Origin of the sequence: Enterococcus dongliensis (assembly GCF_031927985.1) — a bacterium.
Lineage (GTDB): Bacteria > Bacillota > Bacilli > Lactobacillales > Enterococcaceae > Enterococcus_A > Enterococcus_A dongliensis.
In genome coordinates this window covers 41,613-59,233 of sequence record NZ_JARPZC010000005.1, presented here as the reverse complement: position 1 = coordinate 59,233, position 17,621 = coordinate 41,613, and the positions used below count along the sequence as shown (strand labels likewise).

Annotated in this window: 21 protein-coding genes and 1 riboswitch; of the genes, 6 read left to right on the top strand and 15 right to left on the bottom strand. The window is 39.1% G+C overall.

Annotation, left to right across the window (positions count from 1 at the left end; genetic code table 11):
* Positions 1-2 precede the first annotated feature (2 nt).
* Both P7D84_RS05560 and P7D84_RS05555 read right to left on the bottom strand, forming a co-directional pair.
* A complete protein-coding gene (locus P7D84_RS05560; RefSeq protein WP_311805437.1) occupies positions 3-1,034 on the bottom strand; it encodes a C39 family peptidase in 1,032 nt (343 codons plus the stop codon).
* Entirely contained in the window at positions 1,031-1,873 is an 843-nt protein-coding gene (locus tag P7D84_RS05555; protein ID WP_311800563.1) for a LysR substrate-binding domain-containing protein, read from the bottom strand. The genes P7D84_RS05560 and P7D84_RS05555 overlap by 4 nt, the downstream gene beginning before the upstream one ends.
* Positions 1,874-2,036: 163 nt before the next feature.
* On the opposite strand from P7D84_RS05555, the gene P7D84_RS05550 reads away from it, so the two are divergent.
* The gene (locus P7D84_RS05550; RefSeq protein ID WP_311800564.1) at positions 2,037-3,044 is read left to right on the top strand and encodes a YeiH family protein; all 1,008 of its coding nucleotides are present in this window, start codon (positions 2,037-2,039) and stop codon (positions 3,042-3,044) included.
* Between the two features lie 117 nt (positions 3,045-3,161).
* Here P7D84_RS05550 and P7D84_RS05545 read toward each other — a convergent pair whose 3' ends face one another.
* Positions 3,162-3,581: a Rid family detoxifying hydrolase gene (locus P7D84_RS05545; protein WP_311805436.1), complete on the bottom strand. Its 420-nt coding sequence runs from the start codon at positions 3,579-3,581 to the stop codon at positions 3,162-3,164.
* Between the two features lie 483 nt (positions 3,582-4,064).
* Between P7D84_RS05545 and P7D84_RS05540 the strand changes: the two genes are divergently transcribed.
* Both P7D84_RS05540 and P7D84_RS05535 read left to right on the top strand, forming a co-directional pair.
* Entirely contained in the window at positions 4,065-4,856 is a 792-nt protein-coding gene (locus P7D84_RS05540) for a TraX family protein (RefSeq protein WP_311805434.1), read from the top strand.
* A 257-nt stretch (positions 4,857-5,113) separates the two neighbouring features.
* A complete protein-coding gene (locus P7D84_RS05535) occupies positions 5,114-6,484 on the top strand; it encodes an MFS transporter (RefSeq protein WP_311805433.1) in 1,371 nt (456 codons plus the stop codon).
* Between the two features lie 106 nt (positions 6,485-6,590).
* Here P7D84_RS05535 and P7D84_RS05530 read toward each other — a convergent pair whose 3' ends face one another.
* Positions 6,591-7,799: an MFS transporter gene (locus P7D84_RS05530; RefSeq protein WP_311805431.1), complete on the bottom strand. Its 1,209-nt coding sequence runs from the start codon at positions 7,797-7,799 to the stop codon at positions 6,591-6,593.
* Positions 7,800-7,945: 146 nt separating this feature from the next.
* Here P7D84_RS05530 and P7D84_RS05525 point away from each other — a divergent pair, with 146 nt between their 5' ends.
* Positions 7,946-8,299 (top strand): winged helix-turn-helix transcriptional regulator, encoded by a 354-nt coding sequence (locus P7D84_RS05525; protein ID WP_311800570.1) that lies wholly within the window; start codon positions 7,946-7,948, stop codon positions 8,297-8,299.
* A gap of 16 nt (positions 8,300-8,315) precedes the next feature.
* On the opposite strand, the gene thiD is transcribed toward P7D84_RS05525, so the two are convergent.
* The 4 genes from thiD to thiW are packed head-to-tail and all read right to left on the bottom strand — an operon-like array spanning position 8,316 to position 11,051.
* On the bottom strand, positions 8,316-9,140 hold the full coding sequence (gene thiD / locus P7D84_RS05520) for a bifunctional hydroxymethylpyrimidine kinase/phosphomethylpyrimidine kinase (protein ID WP_311805429.1): 825 nt from the start codon (positions 9,138-9,140) through the stop codon (positions 8,316-8,318).
* Complete coding sequence (gene thiE / locus P7D84_RS05515) at positions 9,137-9,778, bottom strand: thiamine phosphate synthase (protein WP_311800572.1); 642 nt, start codon at positions 9,776-9,778, stop codon at positions 9,137-9,139. Before thiE ends, thiD begins: the two co-directional genes overlap by 4 nt.
* On the bottom strand, positions 9,766-10,575 hold the full coding sequence (thiM, locus tag P7D84_RS05510; protein WP_311805427.1) for a hydroxyethylthiazole kinase: 810 nt from the start codon (positions 10,573-10,575) through the stop codon (positions 9,766-9,768). The genes thiE and thiM overlap by 13 nt, the downstream gene beginning before the upstream one ends.
* Positions 10,572-11,051: an energy coupling factor transporter S component ThiW gene (gene thiW, locus P7D84_RS05505; RefSeq protein ID WP_376716918.1), complete on the bottom strand. Its 480-nt coding sequence runs from the start codon at positions 11,049-11,051 to the stop codon at positions 10,572-10,574. Before thiW ends, thiM begins: the two co-directional genes overlap by 4 nt.
* Positions 11,052-11,179: 128 nt before the next feature.
* Positions 11,180-11,269: riboswitch (TPP riboswitch) on the bottom strand.
* 76 nt (positions 11,270-11,345) lie between these two features.
* Here thiW and gloA2 point away from each other — a divergent pair.
* Positions 11,346-11,735: an SMU1112c/YaeR family gloxylase I-like metalloprotein gene (gloA2, locus tag P7D84_RS05500; protein WP_311800575.1), complete on the top strand. Its 390-nt coding sequence runs from the start codon at positions 11,346-11,348 to the stop codon at positions 11,733-11,735.
* Positions 11,736-11,779: 44 nt separating this feature from the next.
* Here gloA2 and P7D84_RS05495 read toward each other — a convergent pair whose 3' ends face one another.
* The 3 genes from P7D84_RS05495 to P7D84_RS05485 all read right to left on the bottom strand — a co-directional run bounded on the left by P7D84_RS05495 (position 11,780) and on the right by P7D84_RS05485 (position 13,702).
* A complete protein-coding gene (locus P7D84_RS05495; protein ID WP_376716917.1) occupies positions 11,780-12,070 on the bottom strand; it encodes a nucleotide pyrophosphohydrolase in 291 nt (96 codons plus the stop codon).
* Between the two features lie 97 nt (positions 12,071-12,167).
* Positions 12,168-12,659: a macro domain-containing protein gene (locus P7D84_RS05490; protein ID WP_311805423.1), complete on the bottom strand. Its 492-nt coding sequence runs from the start codon at positions 12,657-12,659 to the stop codon at positions 12,168-12,170.
* A gap of 38 nt (positions 12,660-12,697) precedes the next feature.
* Complete coding sequence (locus tag P7D84_RS05485; RefSeq protein WP_311805421.1) at positions 12,698-13,702, bottom strand: NADP-dependent oxidoreductase; 1,005 nt, start codon at positions 13,700-13,702, stop codon at positions 12,698-12,700.
* 242 nt (positions 13,703-13,944) lie between these two features.
* Here P7D84_RS05485 and P7D84_RS05480 point away from each other — a divergent pair, with 242 nt between their 5' ends.
* On the top strand, positions 13,945-14,283 hold the full coding sequence (locus tag P7D84_RS05480) for an ArsR/SmtB family transcription factor (RefSeq protein ID WP_311805419.1): 339 nt from the start codon (positions 13,945-13,947) through the stop codon (positions 14,281-14,283).
* Positions 14,284-14,408: 125 nt separating this feature from the next.
* Here the strand turns inward: P7D84_RS05480 and P7D84_RS05475 are convergent, their stop codons facing one another.
* The 4 genes from P7D84_RS05475 to P7D84_RS05460 all read right to left on the bottom strand — a co-directional run bounded on the left by P7D84_RS05475 (position 14,409) and on the right by P7D84_RS05460 (position 17,411).
* Positions 14,409-15,383 (bottom strand): tRNA dihydrouridine synthase, encoded by a 975-nt coding sequence (locus P7D84_RS05475; RefSeq protein ID WP_311805417.1) that lies wholly within the window; start codon positions 15,381-15,383, stop codon positions 14,409-14,411.
* A gap of 199 nt (positions 15,384-15,582) precedes the next feature.
* On the bottom strand, positions 15,583-15,849 hold the full coding sequence (locus P7D84_RS05470) for a hypothetical protein (protein WP_311805416.1): 267 nt from the start codon (positions 15,847-15,849) through the stop codon (positions 15,583-15,585).
* A gap of 47 nt (positions 15,850-15,896) precedes the next feature.
* Positions 15,897-16,403 (bottom strand): right-handed parallel beta-helix repeat-containing protein, encoded by a 507-nt coding sequence (locus P7D84_RS05465; RefSeq protein ID WP_311805414.1) that lies wholly within the window; start codon positions 16,401-16,403, stop codon positions 15,897-15,899.
* A 129-nt stretch (positions 16,404-16,532) separates the two neighbouring features.
* Entirely contained in the window at positions 16,533-17,411 is an 879-nt protein-coding gene (locus P7D84_RS05460; RefSeq protein ID WP_376716916.1) for a hypothetical protein, read from the bottom strand.
* Positions 17,412-17,621 lie beyond the last annotated feature (210 nt).

The window sequence follows — 17,621 nt, the reverse complement described above, 5'->3', positions numbered from 1 at the left end:
GATTATCTAATAACTACGGCATATTTTTTCAAATGATAACTGGTTTCAAATTTATCTGCGGCGACCCAATATTTTCCAGCATTTGGATCTGATACATGATAGGTGTTGTTGTTTTGGTTATAGCCATCCAACGTTATGACATGCGCATTGTCGATCCCCGTACCCCAAAAATAATTTCCGTACTGTGGCTTGGCAAAATTCAATGTCACATAGACAACGAGAGGATTTCCCTTGCGTAGTTCTTGTTTCAAGGTAGCTACAGAACTGCCAGAAATATTTGCAGCCGTTCCGTAGTTGTTTGCCCAATTAGTCAACGGTGCTGGGAAAATTGATTGATACACTCCAGACATCACAATATCTGGGCGCCCCGCGAAACCATGATTCGGATTCTTATCTGCGGCTAAAGGCATTTCTTTAATGAACGTTTTCAACGTATGATTTCGTGCATACCCTTTTACTTGCAAACTTTGCAACAATACCGCTGCTTCACAGCCCATCGGCAGTCCTGCAGAGTTTTGATTGATGTATGGCGCATTTAGTAACACATAATCCGTGGTCGTTGATTGTACAGCCTTCCATGCAATTCCTTCATTGCGCCAACCAGCTCGAATCAGATCATCTCGTTCATAACTATATAATGTATAGTGATGCGTTCCCGTTTTTGCATTCGGGTTATACAACCGATACAACGGCTCTCCATTAGTTGGTGAATACCAAGAGACTCCTTCATCACGCCAGCCGGCTCGTTTTAAATGATCACGTTCATTTACATTTAATGTGTAATGATGATCGCCGGCATTTGGATTGTATAATCGATAGACTGGCTGACCACTTGATGGTGCATTCCATCCGATTCCCTCGTAATGCCAGCCAACTCGCTTCAAATGATCGCGCTCATATGTATTAGCAGTATAAAAATGTTCACCCGAATTTGGATTGTATAAACGAGCCATTGCGATTCCGGCGGCACGAGCAGAAATCGGTAAACAAAGTAGTCCAATCAGTACACCCATCAACAGACTAATTTTTTTCATTTGGTCGCTCCTCCGATCGCATTATCTTTTGACTCACACCATTGACGAATAAATTCTGCACATTTTTCGATATCATCAAAAGTGCTTGTTTTTCGCCGCATCAAATAAAAACTCCGCTTGAAACTATCATCCAATCTTTGATGAACGATCCCTGCTGCTGCTCGTTCAGAAATCACTGAGCAACCAAATCCTTGTTTTAACAATCCTACGATCACTTCATTATTTTGGATTTCCATTACAGGCGCATCGATGTCTTTTTCTTCCAAAAAACGTTTCGTATAATAGTAGACACCCGATGTATTTTCTCGAACTAGCCACGGTCCTTTTTGAGGATCGCCAGCTAAAACTAATTGATCTTCCATCAAAGGAAAGCGATGGATATTTGGTGCAGACAGTGGTTTTTCAATAAAACCAAGATCCACCGTGTGATGTTCCACTGCTTGTAAGACTTCTAACGAATTCATCATTTGAACACTGAAGCGAACTTGTGGAAATTTTTGATATAACTGAATCAAAAGCGGCGGCAATACATAATTGGCAAAGGTATGGGAAGCTCCAATCGTACAACGGATAATTTGTTGTTGATTTGTTTGGACTGCTTGATACAAATTATCCCATTCATCAATTAAACCGATGACTCGTTCATATAAGATCTCTGCTTGCGGCGTTACCAAAACTTCTTTTCGACCGCTGCGGATAAATAATTGGATATTCAATTCATTTTCTAATTGTTTGATTTGAGAAGAAACTGTTGGCTGAGAAATAAATAAAATCTCTGAAGCCTTAGAGAAATTTTTGGTCTCATATACTATTTTGAATGTTTCGAGCCACTTAAACATCGTAATCACTTCCATTACTTTTTTCTATCTAAATTATTATATCAATAAATTATAATAATGAAAAATATTGGTTATACTTTATGAGATAACTAGTGCTTTTTTAAATGAAAAAATAGTTGCCTCTCTCATTAGTAGCAGCGACTATCAAGAAAGGATCGACACGATGTTTACTAGCACAAAAAATAAAATAAGACCATTGTTACCAGGATTTTTATTGTCTCTGGCAGTCGCAATCGTTGCGAAATTATCAGCACTTCTCCTGCCGCAGTTAGGAGGAGCCACTTTAGCGATCTTATTGGGAATCATTTTAGGCAATACTTTATTCAAGCAACCTATTCTAGCTATGGGAACTAAATTTTCGGAAAGTCGCTTATTGGAATATTCCGTCGTCTTACTCGGCTTCACCGTAACTTTTCAAACCATCGGCGAAATGGGCATCAAAGGATTATTCTTTATCCTTTTGATGATGACCGTTGTTATCACAGGCGCTTACTTGATTGGCCGTAAGTTAGGATTCAACGAAAAAATGGCCTTGATGATGGCGGGAGGAAATGCGGTTTGTGGTTCTTCTGCAATTGGTGCGATCGCCCCTTCCATCGAAGCAAAGGATGAAGAAAAAGGACAAATTATTACACTTGTCAATTTATTAGGTACTGTGATGATGCTGACCTTGCCTTTTTTAAGCATAACTTTGTTTGGTGATAGTTTATTACCTAAAAGCGCCTTGCTTGGCGGAACGCTGCAATCTGTTGGACAAGTTGTGGCGGGAGCGAGTCTTGTGAATCCAGAAACTGTTAAATACGCGATGCTCTTTAAAATTACACGAATCATCTTTTTAGTTGTTGTTGTATTTACCTTTGAACGCAAAGTCCAACGTGATGGATTAGTTGAAAAAACAGGGGGAAAGAAAAAATTCCCAATCCCTTGGTATGTTACTTGCTTTTTACTTTTTTGCATCATTAATAGTTTCTTTTCGTTACCGTTGCTTTTTAGTGATGGTGCTCATTTTATCAGCACTTGGTTTGAAACGATTGCACTAGCAGCGATTGGACTGCGGTTAGATTTTCGAAAATTTTTAAAAGAAGGTCCACGTTTCTTACTTTATGGTCTATCTGTAGGAACACTGCAAACAATCGCAGCTGTACTGTTTATTTTTCTTTTACATATCTAAAAGAATGTATCACGACAGTTAACATTAAATAATCCGCATGATAGCAAATTATTTGCTCTGCTTATGAGCGTGCTATCATGCGGAATTTTTTTCCTAGAATTTCTATTATCGCTGCTTTTATTCAACAACTGCGACAACTTCGACTTCGACCAATGCGCCTTTTGGTAAATCAGCTACACCAACACAAGAACGACTAGGTTTTTCATTATCAAAAAAGCTTTCATACACTTGATTAAATGCAGCAAAATCAGAAATATTCTTCAAAAAACAAGTCGTTTTTACAACTTGGTCATAACTTACACCGGCTGCTGCTAAGATTCCGCCGACATTACGCAAAACTTGGTATGTTTGATCTTCGATAGAGTCTCCAACTAATTCACCATTTTCAGGATTTAATGCAATCTGTCCTGAAGCATACAACATCCCTTTCACGATTTTCCCTTGAACATAAGGACCGATTGCTTGAGGTGCCTTTGATGTTTCGACTGTATAGACTGCTGGTACTTGAAAGTTTACTTTAGTAACATTGTTTTCCATTATTTTCCACTCCTTTTTTATTAACACGACTCACAAGTTCGTTCATTTTTTATGGAACGACTTTGAGCTAACTATGAATATTCCTAACCAAGCTTTACTAATCAAGAGAACTTTCTGACAAAAAAAGCATCTCACTTAGCTAAGTGAGATGCTTGGAGAATCCCACTCAACAAATGTCAAACAGGACTTCAAACCGTTTTATCTAAAAACAGGTCTCAAGTCCTCAGTCTAATAATAATGATCATTTGTCTAGTAGTCATCGCGTTCATAGAGATTCTCCTTTTCTAAAAATTAGATTCGAATGAAAGTTTAGTTAATTTATGATTGTAATCATAACGGAGGTTTTATCATTTGTCAACAAGTTTAAAGAATTTTCTGATTTTTTAAATCTCTCAATTTTGTAAGCTGATTGTTCGCTTATTCCATGGCAAGTGTTTTACACTTTTGCTATTGTGTTATCAAAGAAAGAGAGGGATTTTTTTAATGAATAAAGGAATGACTGGTTTCCAGTTAAAGGTTTTAGGGGTCGTGACGATGGTATTCGATCACATTGGACAATTTTTTCTATTCTTAGGAGTGCCGATGTGGTTCCATTGGATTGGACGGATTGCTGCACCGATTTTCTTATTTGAAAGTTCAGAAGGATTTGTTCATACACGTAACCGCAAAAAATATATGTTTCGTTTATTAGCCGGCTATTGGTTAATGGGTATTATTAATTTAATTTTGAATAATTATTTTGCAATCGGTGATGCGATCGTGATTAACAATATTTTTGGGACATTATTCTTGGGTACTGTCTACATGCAGGCTTGCGAATATTTTAAACAAAAAAAGATTCTAAAAGGGTTGCTCTGGTTTTTTGTTCCGATCATTCTCAGCATTTTAGCGCTAGCATTGTTGTCCAATGATAGTCTGTTAAATTCTAAAATTGGTCTGATCTTTTTCCAAGCATTCACTTTAGTAGTTCCGACATTAATGATGGTTGAAGGCGGCGTTTTATTCATTCTTCTTGCCGTTTTATTCTACCTTTTCCATGGCAAGAAACCGTTGCAGATCATAGCCTTAGTTCTTATAGCAGCGATTACTTTAGTGACAGGCGGCGGCATTCAGCATGCCTTTACCTTTAATTACCAATGGATGATGTTCTTAGCAGCGATCCCGATCATTCTCTACAATGGAGAAAAAGGACGGAGCATGCGAAACTTCTTTTATATTTTCTATCCGGCACACATCGTACTTTTTGCCATTATCAGTTTTTTCATTCAACGCTAAACTTGACCTGAATGGCAAAAAGATTTACAATGCTGTTTGTGAATAAATCGTACAGATAACACGCAGCGCGTGTCGAGAGAGAGGCGGTTTCTATTAATTTAGAAACCTCTCTCTTTTTTTGTTCCTTTCTCTTTGATAGAGAAAACGCAGTGTACGAACATTCAATCAAACGAACGAGACAACCCTGGATTTTATCCATAAAAATCTTTTTTAGAGTCTTCAAACTGGGGTTGATTGTCTTAAAGTGAGGGAATTATATGAAAGAAAAGAAAATCCATTTGTTGTCAGCTGTCCTTGCCACCGGCATCATGTCCTTTGCAGGTGTTTTAATTGAAACAGCTATGAACGTGACCTTTCCTACCTTGATCGAACAATTCGGTATTTCCACCGGCATGGTGCAATGGGTCACGACCATCTATCTCTTAGTAATCTCCATCATGGTTCCTTTTTCCAATTATTTATTGAAAAATTTTTCCATTCGTAAATTATTCGTTGTAGCAAATCTCTTTTTCATTGCAGGGTTAGTGACCGATCTCTGGTCACCGACTTTTACTATTTTATTAGTTGGGCGTTTACTCCAAGGAATCAGTACAGGAATCGCTTTGCCATTGATGTTTCATATTATTTTGAATTTTACACCGATGCATAAACGCGGCACTATGATGGGCGTGGGAACATTGACCACTTCTATCGCTCCAGCGATTGGGCCAACTTATGGCGGAATCATGACCGCCAATCTTTCTTGGCACGCGATTTTTTTGTTTTTATTACCAGTCTTAGCTATCTCTTTAGTGATTGGTCTTTTCGCTATTCCAGAAATGCCGGTCAAGAAAACTGGCGCATTGGATCTCATCAGCCTGATTGGCGTCGCACTGCTTTTCAGTGGATTACTGCTATTTTTAAATCAACTTGGCAACTGGTCAAGTCTGATTTCATTAGTAATCGGCATTGTTGGATTACTGATTTTTTATCGCCAAGCAACTCGTGGGAAAAATCCCTTGGTACGGATCACTGTTTTAAAAAATAAAGCTTTTGTCTTATTTTTATGTGGTTTTTTAGTCTGCCAATTTTTACTATTAGGAATTTCTTTCGTCTTGCCGAACTTCATTCAGATTGTCTTAGGCAAAGATGCATTTATCGCCGGATTGGTGATGATGCCAGGCGCTGCAGTTGGGGCGATTTTAGCTCCGATTTCTGGCCGGATCTTAGATACCTTTGGTTCAAAAAAACCGATTTTACTTGGTTTAAGTTTTGCAATGGTTGGCTGGATCGCCTTGACCTTGTTATTACGTTCCCCACTCTTGCTAGGATTTGTTGCAGGTCATGTCTTTTATATGATCGGTATCGGCTTTTCTTACAGTAATTTGATGACTACGGGGATGAATCTACTTTCAGAAGCTGATTATGGCGATGGCAATACTCTGTTCAACACCTTGCAACAATTTTCCGGTGCAGTTGCTACTGCGATCGTTGCCACAATCATCAATCTGGCGCAACAAGCACAAACAGATTTTATCGCGGCAACTATTACCGGTTCACAACTCTCATTGCTTGTCTTACTCGGCTTACTGCTTGCTGTGTTTATCGCCTGTCTCATTCATTTTCGTAAAAAAACAGTGCTTGGCTAAAACATACATTAAAATTTGGCAAAATAGACGAATGATGGAAGGAAAAAACCTGTTTATCACAGGCTAATTCCAACTATCATTCGGTTATTTTTCTTACTCACTCTTTTTACTCCTCGCATTTTACAATCTCAGTTGACGTATTTATTGCTTCACTTCTTTTTATTTGTAAAACGAAAAGGATTGCAAATAAAACAATTACTGCTCCAAAAAGCGGAGTGTAGGCAATCCCTATTTTGTCAGTCACTTGTGCACCGACTGTTGATCCTAAGGTAATACCGACATTAAAAGCCGCGATATTGAACGCTGATGCTAGTGTAATATCTTGCGGCACATATTTTTCAGCTAATTGTACGACATATAACTGCAACCCCGGCACGTTCATAAAAGCAAACAAGCCCAAAATAATCGCCGCTAATAACCCTAAAAAAGTCGTTCCAATTAAGATAGTGATGAACAAAAAAAGCAGTGCAGCTAATAATAATCCAAACATATTAAGCAGTGAAGCAAGTGGTTTCTCATTAGCTAATCGACCGCCAATAGTGTTACCAATAGCAACCATCACTCCATAGACGATTAAAATGATCACCACTGCATTTGCAGAAAAACCAAAATTTTCCAAAATCGGAGAAAGATAAGTATATGCAGAAAACGTCCCGCCATAACCAAACGCAGTAATCAAAAAAGACAGCACTAAAGGTTTATTAGTAAATATTCGAACAAAACCTTTCAAATCGACTTTACCAGGAATCGGTAATTGATGCGGGACTAAGAAACTGCTGGCAATCAAACCAAGCAAGCCAACAACAGCAATAAAAATAAAAGACATATTCCACGTCGTTTGCTGGCCAATAAAGGTTCCTAGTGGCACGCCTGTCACTGTTGCAACCGTCAATCCAGTAAACATGATGGCAATCGCACTTGCACGTCGCGAGGGCGCCACAACATCAGCAGCAATAACTGTTGACACTGACATAAAGATTCCATGAGCTAATGCGGCCAGTACACGGCCTAGTAATAAAATCGGAAAAGTTGGGGCAAATGCGGCCAACAAATTTCCGCTAATAAATAGAAGCATAATACCGATCATCAAATTGCGCCGATTCCATTTTCCCGTCAAAATAGTCAACAGTGGCGCACCAATCGTTACTCCTAAGGCATACAACGATACGGTCAACCCCGCTTGAGCAAGTGTGACATTGAAACTTTTAACAATCATTGGTAACAAACCTACGCTGATGAATTCTGTTGATCCGATTGCAAAGGCATTGATCGCAAGTGCTAATAAAGTAAAATTGGGTGAAAGTTTCTTTTCCATTTTTTTCCTCCAGAAAAATTATTTGTAAGCTACGAGAAGATACTATATACTGTTGATGATCTTTTGATAAGTACCCACTTTTTTGTACTATAGGTACTTTTTAGTAACTTTTTGATGGTATCAATGTTTTGAAGGAGGAATTTTTTTTGGAAAATCGAGCATATATGATTGGAGTCGAAGCAACAATGGATGTTATCGGTGGAAAATGGAAACCAATCATTCTTTGTAATCTTCGCCATGGACCGATGCGTCCAAGCGATTTGAAGCGTGGTATCACTGGTATCAGCCAAAAAATGCTGACTCAGCAACTCCGTGAATTAGAAGATGACAAAATTATCGACCGGAAAGTGTATCAACAAGTCCCACCTAAAGTCGAATACTCATTAAGCGACTACGGTCAAAGTCTTTCAGATATTTTAGATAGTTTATGCAGTTGGGGCGAACAGCACGTCGCTCATCTACAAGAACAAGGACAAGACATTTACTTAAAAGCAAACTAAAAAACTGTGACGACTGTCACAGTTTTTTTAGTGAGATATCCTCTTGGATTGTTGCCCAATGATTTGTCGGACCATGACCATGACCAACAAAAATCGGCTGGCTGATTACTGCTTGAATAAATTTTTTCCCGACCACAATCGCAGTCTTCAAATCAGTCCCTTTGGCCAACTCAGCAGCAATGCACGCCGAAAATGTATCACCAGTCCCATGGGTATTGATTGTTTTAATGCGTGGTGCCTCTAACCAAAAACTTTCTCCGGAAGCCAGCAAAACAAAATCAGCTGCTTCTTTATTTTGGCTATGTCCACCTTTAACAACTACATTTTGAGTCCCCAGTGCTTGAATTTTTTTAGCTGCTTGGATCATCTCCTGATCTGTGGCAATCCGCTGATCAATGATCACTTCTGCTTCTGGTAAATTGGGGGTCACAAGCGTTGCTAAAGGCAATAATTTTTCATTAATCGTTTTTACTGCATCACTTTGCAATAAGTGATGCCCGCCTTTGGCTACCATTACTGGATCAACGACCAGTGGACCGAAATCTACTTGTTTCAATTTCTCTACGACTGTCTCTACTCGCTCTACATCCGCCAACATTCCTGTTTTAGCTGCTCCAATCACAAAATCAGCAGCTAAAGAGTCGAACTGCGCCTCAATAAACGTGCTGGGAATCGTCATGCTTTCTTGTACGCCGTAGGTATTTTGTGCGGTCAATGCCACAATGATGCTCATCCCAAAAGCCTTACGCGCTTGAAATGTCTTTAAATCCGCTTGAATGCCTGCACCACCGCCAGAATCAGAACCGGCAATCGTCACGACTTGTGGTGTTGAATTGATCATTGTGCTTCCTCCAATACTTCATTAATTGTTTGTTTTAAACGGCGAACTTTCTCACCGACATTTTGAGCTTTCATGATCTCGCTCACGATCGAAACGCCGGCTATCCCGCTTCCTGCAAGTTCAAGTAAATTACTTTCAGTAATTCCGCCGATTGCGACACTTGGAATCGTCACCGCAGCATTGATTGCCTTTAACATATCAAGTGAGGTGAGCGAGGTATCTTTCGTTTTAGTAGGAAAAATTGCACCAATCCCTAAATAATCCGCTCCGGCTTTCTCCGCTTCTACCCCTCTTGTCACTGTTTTAGCAGACACACCTAAGATTTTTTCGGGGCCAATCAACGTACGAACGACATTTACCGGCATTTCATCATCACCAATATGAACACCTGCAGCATCAACAGCTAAGCAAATATCCACGCGATCATTGATGATCAACGGAACATGATAATAATCTGTTATTTTTTTCACCTGTAAGGCCAAGTCATAAAATTTTCCTGTCATTAATTCTTTTTCCCGTAATTGAACGAGTGTCACACCATTTTTACAGGCTTCTTCAATCACCGCTAAAAATTTTTCATCACTAAAATCATAACGTCCTGTTACAAGATACAGAGACAAATCCATTATTTTTCCCATCCTCTCACCTCAGTCCACCAATTTTTTTCCATCAATAACGATAATTGGTCTAAGGTCGCTTGTCGAAAAGCAGCTAACCCTGCTGTTTTTTCTGCCTGCTCTCCACAACGATTAAAATAACTGACCGCAGCAATAACCGCGACAATTGGTTCGATTCCACCACCAAGTAAGGCTGCAATCAAAGCACCGACGATATCCCCAGTACCAGTGAATCGATCCAAAGAGGCTACGCCATTAGTCAAACGCCACTGATGGCCATTTTTGACAATTAAATCTTGACTACCAGTCGCTAAAAAGATTGTTTTCGGATATCGTTTAGTCAATGCTTGCATCGCTTCAGACAATTCATCAAGTGCTGCTGGATTTTGATCTAATGCACTGCTGTCTACGCCACGAGCTTGGCTTGATAATCCACAAAAATGACGCAGTTCAGAACTATTCCCTTTAATCACCGTCGGCTGTTCTGCTGCCAACTGTTGGCCAACTTGATTACGTGTCTGGCTCACTCCGTAACCAACTAGATCGACAACTGTAGGTTTTTTTGATTTATTAGCCAATTTTGCAGCAGCTACTAAACTTTCTTCACGTTCTTCTGATAAATGTCCAATATTCAATAACAAACTATCCGTCTGTTGAAATAATTCATCGAACTCTCTTCGATCAGAAGCCATAATTGGTTTTGCACCAATATACAATAAAGCATTCGCAACTGTTTCACACGTGACTTCATTGGTTATACAGTGGACTAACGGTGCCTCTAACAAGGGAAATACTTTTGAAATATCTGTCTTTATCATCCCAACATCCTTTCATTAAAAAATAAGCGCTGCCAACGTTTGAAGATTGCTGTTTCTTGCAGTTTTATCAAGACAATCCACGCGATTACCGAACCAATCAGTGTTGCACCAATAAATCTTGGTGTATAAATCAGCCAGTACAGCTCACTTCGACTACCGGTAAACCAGACCATCACTGGATAGGATAACAATGAGCCAATGAACCCAGTACCAATGATTTCACCGATCATTGAACAAATTAGGCGTTTTCCTATACGGTAAAATACACCGGCGAAAAATGCACCAAATACTGCACCAGTCAGAGCTAGCGGCGGAATACCCAACATCGTCATTCGTACTAATCCGCAGACAAATGCCATCAAAGTGCCGTAAACTGGACCTAATAATACACCGGCAATAATGTTCATCACACTAGACATCGGCGCCATGCCTTCAATTCGCATCACTGGTGACAAAATAACATCTAATGCAATCATTAAAGCTAGCAAAGTTAATTTATGAATCTTGTTTTTTTCCACATCAAACACCCCTTTTTTATAAGAAAACAAAAGTGGGGTCTAAAAAAACAGAAAAACCCAACCAAAATAAAATGGTCGGGTACAATCAGTCATTAGCTACATTTCCCTGCGACAGTCTTAACTGTATCAGGTTCCATGGGTATAATCTCAGCCAAACAGCACCCCAAATGTTTCTCTTCAATTAGTTTGAGTATAACATACTTTTTTTTACTCAACTAGCTTATAATAAGAAAAAAAGGAACGGAGGATTTTATGCAACCACCAGATTTTTCTGTCATCCATCACATCGCTATTATTGTTTCAGATTATCAACAGGCACGGCATTTTTATGTCGACATTCTAGGCTTGCCGATCATCCGTGAGAATTATCGAGCAGAACGACAAGATTATAAGTTAGATCTACAGTTAGCCGGCGCTGAATTAGAAATTTTTGCGGTACAAAATCCTCCGCAACGTCCCAGTTTTCCTGAAGCCGCTGGATTGCGTCATCTTGCATTTAAAACAGCAGACATTGAAGCAACAGTTGCTTACTTAACAGAACATGGGGTCGAATGTGAGCCTTTGCGGACAGATGATTTCACTGGTGAGAAAATGACTTTCTTTTTTGATCCAGATGGATTGCCATTAGAGCTGCATGAATAAGCAAAAAAATCGAGCTGGCTCAGTAATTGAGCTAGCTCGATCTATTATTTTTCCACTGGATACTTGATCGCATTTTTCTTTAATTTCTCACTGATAATCTCGTCAATGTCAAAATCTAAATTATCTGCCATCATGTAAGAATAGATCAATACATCCGCCAATTCTTCTTTTAAACGTTCCGTTTGAGTTCGTGCTTCTGCTGAATCTTTCCCCTGAAAAAGTTCCAATAATTCTGCCGCTTCCAAACAGATTGACAACGCCAAATCTTTTTCATTGTGGAATTGCCGCCAGTTCCGTTCATCACGAAACTGATTGATTTTCTCCATACTGTCCATAGTTCCCCTTCTTTCATCCATAGTCTACCATAAAATTGAGGACCTCATTTTCAATCACGCGTCGATCGAATTAGTTGAAAAAATCATCCGTTAAATCTTATTTCAACTTCTCAAAAATTGACAGCCACTCAGGTTCAAAAACGATAACTGTTGTTTTAAACTGTTGATTTTCTGGTCTGGTTGCTACTTCATAAAGAATCTGTGCAGCAGCTGCTTTAGGATACCCATAAATACCCGAACTCAATACAGGCAATGCAAGCGAATGAAGCTTATACTCATGAGCCAAACGAAAAACGGCTTCATATGCGGCAGTCAATAAAACTTTTTCCTGATGCGCACCATCGATGTAGCGTGGACCTACTGCATGAATGACGTACGTTGCCGGCAAATCAAATGCTGGAGTGAGCACCGCACTACCTACCGTTGTCCCGCCAATTTTTGCCATCGCCTCTTTTAACTCAGGACCAGCTGCCCGATTAAGTGCGCCATCGACTCCGCCACCAGGAATCAAATCCGCATTTGCAGCATTGACAATTGCATCCACTTGAAACGCTAACTGTGAGATATCGCCAAGTTTTATTTCAATCATTCTTTTTTCGCTCCTTTTCTTCGTTGCGGCTTATCGATTTATTCATCTGATATTTTGATGATGATTTTTCCTCTTGCTCGACCTGAATCAGAATAATCAAACGCTTTTTGAATAGCTTCTAGTGGCAGAACTCGATCAATAATGGGGTGAATTTTGCCCGCTTCAATCAAATCAGTTAATTTAGCTAATTGTTTGCCATCTGGCCGCATAAATAGAAAATGATAACTGACTTGTGCTTTTTTCGCTAACTTACTAAGTTTATGACTAGCCAACGCTAAAAGTTGCTGCTTCCAATAAGACAGACCATACGCTTCAGCAAATTGTTTATTGGGAATCCCTGAAAGAGTCACAACTTTTCCATTAGGTTTAACAATCTTGAATGCTTTTTCCAAAATATCGCCACCCATCGTATCAAACACATAATCATAATCAAAAAGAACCTCGTCAAAGTTTTCTTTATGGTAGTCGATGACACAATCTGCACCTAGCTCTTTTACCAATGCCGTATTTTTCTGACTGGTTGTAGTCGCTACATAGGCGCCTGTTAATTTTGCCAACTGAATCGCAATTGTTCCGATACCACCTGAACCTGCTTGTATTAGCACTTTATCTTTTGCTGTAAGTTCCATAATCTCATACAAGGCTTGATAACTGGTCAATCCTACTAAAGGAATGGCCGCCGCTTCTTCAAAATTCAAATTCTGCGGCATCAAAGCGATGTCTTCTTGTGCGACTGCAAGATACTCTGCAAATGTCCCGATCCGCTCTTTCTGCACACGTCCATAAACTTTATCACCAATCTTATAATCTGTTACCTTCGCTCCGACCTCTACCACCGTTCCCGAAAAATCATTGCCTAAAATTAACGGCATTTGATATTTTAGCAATAACTTCATCTTTCCACTTTTTATCTTCGAATCAATCGGATTGATGCTCGCAGCTGCGACCTTGACCAAAACATCATTTTTTTGAATTGATGGAGCCGCAATCTCTGCTAATTCCAATTTTTTTTGCCCATATTCACGAATCAATGCTGCCTTCATTTTTTACTCCTTCTTTCTGAATGATCTATTTAGAAAATAGCCTATTTATGTCATAATCTAATATTTTCTAGCCTTGTGCTAGATTTATTCAAGTTTATTCGTTTAAACTTTTGAACCATTGTCACAAAATGTATCTTAGCTGATTCAAAATCTTTCGTCAACTTCTTTGTTTTGCTAAAAATTGACAAGCCAGAGCATTGATGGTTCAATGGTTTGAAATAATAAACAAAAGAGGGGCGCTCATGCACGATTTAAAACAATTACAAAATCGGTTTTCAGAAGCCAGTGATTTTTTACTTGCTTTAGGCGATGAAAAACGGCAAGCGATCATCATCGCATTATTAGAAGACCCTGCTTGTAAAGGACTGCGAGTAACTGAGCTGACTGAAGCGACAAACCTTTCTCGGCCAGCTGTTTCTCATCACTTGAAGATCTTAAAACAAGCAAAACTCATCAATTATCGCAGTGAAGGAACGAAAAACTATTACTACTTATCTCACGATACTACCGAGATCGATAAACTCAAAGACGTATTGACACTTGTCAGCACTATCATTGCAACGACTGATCACTCAGAGTAAAACCTATTTAGGCTTTCGTTTTTCCAATGAATCATAAACTTTATTTTAATCTAATCATTTGATCAATAACTATGAACCAAAAGACCCTATTTCTCAAGATGAACCGTTAGAGATAGGGCCTTTGTTTAAATAAGTTCTGGATGTTTGGTTTCAAAATCTGCTAGAATCTCTCGGACTTCAGCTGTTGCTTTTGTATTCATCAGCCGAACCCTTAAATCATTTGCTCCTGGAAATCCTTTGACATAAATTTTGAAAAAGCGATGCAGTCCAACAATCGAACGTGGGACTTGCTCTGCGTATTTATCTTGTAAGTTTAGTTGCAGACGTAACAAGTCAATCAGCTCTTTAGGTGTATGGTCTTGTGGTTCTTTTTCAAACGCATAAGGATTTTTAAAAATTCCGCGACCGATCATCAAACCATCGACGCCATATTTTTCTGCCAACGCTACGCCCATTTTCCGATCTAAAATATCCCCATTAATCGTAATCAATGTTTGCGGGGCGATGGCATCACGTAGTTTTATGATTTGCGGAATCAATTCCCAATGAGCATCCACCTTACTCATTTCTTTTCGTGTTCGTAAATGGATGGAAAGATTGGCGATATCTTGCTTCAATAAATGACTGATCCATTGCTCCATTTCAGCCTTGTCTGTAAAACCAATCCGCGTTTTTACACTGACAGGTAACCCACCTGACTTCGCTGCTGCAATCAATTCTGCGGCCACTTCTGGACGCAAAATCAATCCACTGCCTTTGCCACGTTCAGCAACATTGGGAACTGGACAGCCCATATTCAAATCAATCCCCTTAAACCCCATATCTGCCAACGCATGACTCATCTCACGGAAAAATTCCGGTTTATCTCCCCAAATATGAGCAACCATCGGCTGTTCATCTTCGGTGAAAACCAATCGCCCCCGTACACTTTCAATCCCATCTGGATGACAGAAACTATCAGAATTGGTGAACTCCGTAAAAAAAACATCCGGCGCTCCTGCTTCTTTTACAACATGCCGAAATACGACATCTGTCACATCTTCCATCGGCGCCAATATAAAAAAAGGTTTTGGCAATTCTGCCCAAAAATTATGTACCATATGTATAACTTCCTCCTAGCGCAATACGCGATCTTCTACATTTCAAAACAACGCTATTATACTAAGGTTTGTAGGAAGAAGCAAAGCGAAAGATCGAATCTGTCACTTAACAAAAAAACACGCCTCAAACGAGATTGAGCCGTATTTTTTGTAGGATAAACTAAGTTAAAATCGCTCGCAGATTTGCGCCAAAACCGCATTACAACTTCACCGCAGTTAGATCCTCTTTGGTTATCTTTGTTATATCCCCATTTTCATCTTCATAGAGTCTAAGTGCTAATTTTCTTATGATCCGTTCATTCAAGTTGCGAATCCAGCGACCATTACTAAAATCATTGGTCCGGTCAAAATTATGATGGACCAATGCAGAATAGTCATCTTCATCTACTATGTAGCTTTGCGCTTTAAGCTGAGCTAAGGAAATAAATTCTTTGATATCTGCTTTGATACTGCTTAGTCCAATCATTTCATTCAACTTCTCATAAGAAGTTTTCTCACCAAAGTAGTTGATTTTCATCTCATTTTAGAATCGGCTACATAGATTTTGTGTTTTCCGTCTCTGATAGAGCTTGGCATAATCGTTATTTTATTCAATTCTAGCTTTGACTGTTCCTTTACATAAACAATTGGATAATTTTCTCCTTCAGTCGCTGTATTTTCTATCACGACATTTTCCGCAACCACAGAGGATCCGTTGCTCACATTCAAACAATTACTTTTAGCAATTTGTCTGCGGATACCGATGTTGCGCAAAGTAACAGCAGCCTTATTTTTGACAAATAGCCCACCTTGAATGGTAGGGATTATTTGACCATCCTTTGTTTCGGCTAGTTGGCCTTGAATGGTGATATTCTTGTCTATGATGATATTTTCTTCATTCTTTTCAAAAACAACAAAAAATTCTCGTTCAATTTCCAGTGTATCACCATCTTTTGCTGCTGCTAAAGCCGCTTCAAAATCCCATGTAGATCTTTTTTTGAATAATGTCTTATTATCTGCCCCTACCAAATATACTGCCATTTCTATACTCCCTCTTTCAAACAGTTCCTTGCTTCTTATTTAAATTACACCTTTATTTTTAGATAGTAAAGAAAACAAAGAAGCACTTACTTAAAAATAAGTAAGCACTTCTCATTTACTATTTATTCATTATTCAAGTACAGTGACTTCCGATGTATCCATGAATTTTGAAGACATAACTTTATAAGTTACAGGAAATCCATTTGATCTGTCTCCTTCTTCCAATTGACCTTGTTCATTCACCCGAAACCCGGTAATCGAGTCTATTTGCATCTCACTATGCTCTACTCGAACATACGCATATCCTTCATGATCTTCTACAGTCAATGTGTACGGAAAGGAAGATCTTCCCATGCTGAATTGTTTGTCTAATACCGCACTGACCCACTCTTTTAATTGGCTTGCAGTTAAATTTTTTGTATCAACAATCGTATCTGAAGTATTTTCGGAAGAATTTTCCGCAGCCTCTCCCTCAGGCTCAAACGACCAAGTAATCGTATGGCCTTGATCTTCTGTTGTCCATGACTCAAATGAAATCAGCCCATTTTCAATAGAATAAGGAATTGTATGCTGGTTAACAGTCAATGTACGGGACGTTAATGTATACGCCGTATCATGATCGGGCCTGTAAGAACCTGCTAATCCAATGTGTGCGGTAGCCTCATCCATAAACCGAATATTAGCGACCCCATCATGGAACAAATTTTGCGGCGCCTTTTGCTCATCCATCGCTTGATTGACCGGTTCGCCATCATATAACATTGGTGATAGGACAAAGCTTTTTCCTATCAATAAACTCTGGGCGTCAGCAACGATAGCCGATTCACTATTAACCGTGCTACTTTGCATTTCTGAACTGCTGCTTGAACGCTCGATCGTTGTACCACTAGATTCTTTCGTAACACTACTCGTTTGTTCTGTAGATTTTACTACTGTTTTATCTGATTTTTGACAAGCACCCAACAACAACGAACTAACTAAAAGGCTTCCAACCACTAATCTTTTCACTTTTTTCATCCCCAAACAATGTAATGATAATACTAGTTATATAATACCAACAACAACTACCTTTAACAATCAATCCTATGAATAACTATGCTCAAAAACAAGTGAAAAATACGAGAAAAAAGACACCCTCCAAAAAATGGAAAGTGTCTGAAACGTTGATGTAACAAAGATTAACGTTTTGAGATGTGACTCGTACTTATTACAAGTACT

Coding starts and splice junctions, on each gene's coding strand:
- P7D84_RS05560 (WP_311805437.1), bottom strand. CDS start 1,034: ATGAAAAAAATTAGTCTGTTGATGGGTGTACTGATTGGACTACTTTGT.
- P7D84_RS05555 (WP_311800563.1), bottom strand. CDS start 1,873: ATGTTTAAGTGGCTCGAAACATTCAAAATAGTATATGAGACCAAAAAT.
- P7D84_RS05550 (WP_311800564.1), top strand. CDS start 2,037: ATGTTTACTAGCACAAAAAATAAAATAAGACCATTGTTACCAGGATTT.
- P7D84_RS05545 (WP_311805436.1), bottom strand. CDS start 3,581: ATGGAAAACAATGTTACTAAAGTAAACTTTCAAGTACCAGCAGTCTAT.
- P7D84_RS05540 (WP_311805434.1), top strand. CDS start 4,065: ATGAATAAAGGAATGACTGGTTTCCAGTTAAAGGTTTTAGGGGTCGTG.
- P7D84_RS05535 (WP_311805433.1), top strand. CDS start 5,114: ATGAAAGAAAAGAAAATCCATTTGTTGTCAGCTGTCCTTGCCACCGGC.
- P7D84_RS05530 (WP_311805431.1), bottom strand. CDS start 7,799: ATGGAAAAGAAACTTTCACCCAATTTTACTTTATTAGCACTTGCGATC.
- thiD (WP_311805429.1), bottom strand. CDS start 9,140: ATGATCAATTCAACACCACAAGTCGTGACGATTGCCGGTTCTGATTCT.
- thiE (WP_311800572.1), bottom strand. CDS start 9,778: ATGGGAAAAATAATGGATTTGTCTCTGTATCTTGTAACAGGACGTTAT.
- thiM (WP_311805427.1), bottom strand. CDS start 10,575: ATGATAAAGACAGATATTTCAAAAGTATTTCCCTTGTTAGAGGCACCG.
- thiW (WP_376716918.1), bottom strand. CDS start 11,051: ATGATTGCATTAGATGTTATTTTGTCACCAGTGATGCGAATTGAAGGC.
- gloA2 (WP_311800575.1), top strand. CDS start 11,346: ATGCAACCACCAGATTTTTCTGTCATCCATCACATCGCTATTATTGTT.
- P7D84_RS05495 (WP_376716917.1), bottom strand. CDS start 12,070: ATGGACAGTATGGAGAAAATCAATCAGTTTCGTGATGAACGGAACTGG.
- P7D84_RS05490 (WP_311805423.1), bottom strand. CDS start 12,659: ATGATTGAAATAAAACTTGGCGATATCTCACAGTTAGCGTTTCAAGTG.
- P7D84_RS05485 (WP_311805421.1), bottom strand. CDS start 13,702: ATGAAGGCAGCATTGATTCGTGAATATGGGCAAAAAAAATTGGAATTA.
- P7D84_RS05480 (WP_311805419.1), top strand. CDS start 13,945: ATGCACGATTTAAAACAATTACAAAATCGGTTTTCAGAAGCCAGTGAT.
- P7D84_RS05475 (WP_311805417.1), bottom strand. CDS start 15,383: ATGGTACATAATTTTTGGGCAGAATTGCCAAAACCTTTTTTTATATTG.
- P7D84_RS05470 (WP_311805416.1), bottom strand. CDS start 15,849: ATGATTGGACTAAGCAGTATCAAAGCAGATATCAAAGAATTTATTTCC.
- P7D84_RS05465 (WP_311805414.1), bottom strand. CDS start 16,403: ATGGCAGTATATTTGGTAGGGGCAGATAATAAGACATTATTCAAAAAA.